The 1,697-nt window shown below is 67.4% G+C and carries 1 protein-coding gene; it reads right to left on the reverse strand.

Annotated features, from left to right (window positions below; translation table 11 throughout):
• Nucleotides 1-116 precede the first annotated feature (116 nt).
• On the reverse strand, nucleotides 117-1,697 hold a 1,581-nt coding region (gene treS / locus ACOADB_RS24865; RefSeq protein WP_378605190.1), incomplete at its 5' end, for a maltose alpha-D-glucosyltransferase.

The raw sequence follows: 1,697 nt of genomic DNA on the forward strand, positions 1-1,697 counted from the left end.
GACCACCCCGGGATCGCTCCCGACGGATCCGATAGCCCCGACCTGGCGCACGCCGGTCACCGTGAAGGCGCGCCCCTTGCCGCCGAACCAGCGGCTCTGTGCAAGGAAGTGCTCGATCACAGCACCGGCCTCCCCGAGGTGTCGGGATTCGTCAGTCGGAACCAGTAGAAGCCGTGGCCGCTCAACGTCAGCAGGTAGGGCAGTTCCCCGATCCGCGGGAACGGCACGCCACCGAGCAGCTCGACGGGCACGCGGCCCTCGTAGCGACGCAGGTCGAGCTCGACCGGCTGCGGGAAGCGGGACAGGTTGTTCACGCACAGCATGACGTCGTCCGAGCCGTCCGCCGCGACGTGCTCGCGGACGTACGACAGCACCGTCGGGTTCGACCCACCCAGGTCGGTGAAGGTGCCGAGCCCGAAGGCGTCGTGGCCGCGGCGGATGTGGATCATCCGGCGCGTCCAGTGCAGCAGTGACGACGGGTTCTCCAGCTGGGCCTCGACGTTGACGCTCTGGTAGCCGTAGACGGGGTCCTGGATGGCCGGCAGGTGCAGCTTGCCGGGCGTCGCGGCGGAGAAGCCGGCGTTGCGGTCGGGCGTCCACTGCATCGGAGTACGGACGCCGTCGCGGTCGCCGAGCCAGATGTTGTCGCCCATCCCGATCTCGTCGCCGTAGTAGAGGACGGGGGAGCCGGGCAACGACAGCAGCAGTGCGGTGAAGAGCTCGATCTGGTTGGTGTCGTTGTCGAGCAGGGGAGCGAGCCTGCGGCGGATGCCGATGTTGGCCTTCATCCGCGGGTCCTTGGCGTACTCGCCCCACATGTAGTCGCGGTCCTCGTCGGTCACCATCTCGAGGGTGAGCTCGTCGTGGTTGCGCAGGAAGATGCCCCACTGGCAGCCGGACGGGATCGCGGGCGTCTGTTCCATGATCTCCGAGATCGGGAAGCGGGACTCGCGTCGTACGGCCATGAAGATGCGCGGCATCACCGGGAAGTGGAATGCCATGTGGCACTCGGTCCCGATGACCTCGCCGTTGTCGAGCAGTTCCGGCCCGAAGTACTCCACGACGTCGGTCGGCCACTGGTTCGCCTCGCAGAGCAGCACCCGGCCGGGGTAGTTCTCGTCGACGAACCGGCGCACCTTGCGCAGGAACTCGTGGGTCTCGGGGAGGTTCTCGCCGTTGGTGCCCGGCCGTTCGTAGAGGTACGGGACGGCGTCGAGCCGGAAGCCGTCGAGGCCCATGTCGAGCCAGAACGACATCGCTTCGATCATGGCGTCGTGCACGGCCGGGTTGTCGAAGTTGAGGTCCGGCTGGTGGTGGAAGAACCGGTGCCAGAAGTACTGCTGGCGGGTCTGGTCCCACGTCCAGTTGGAGGGTTCGGTGTCGACGAAGATGACCCGCGCGTCCTGGTACAGGTCGTCGGTGTCCGACCACACGTAGAAGTCGCCGTAGGGGCCCTCGGGGTCCGAGCGCGACGCCTGGAACCACGGGTGCTGGTCACTCGTGTGGTTCATGACGAAGTCGATGATCACGCGGATGCCGCGTTCGTGGGCGGCGTCGAGGAACGCGTGGAAGTCCTCGGCGGTGCCGATCTCGGGCAGCACGCCTGTGTAGTCGGAGACGTCGTACCCGCCGTCACGCAGCGGGGAGGGGAAGAACGGCGGCACCCACAGGCAGTCCACGCCGAGCCACTGGAGGTA

The organism is Nocardioides sp. CPCC 206348, from assembly GCF_048654705.1.
Taxonomy (GTDB): Bacteria; Actinomycetota; Actinomycetes; order Propionibacteriales; family Nocardioidaceae; genus Nocardioides.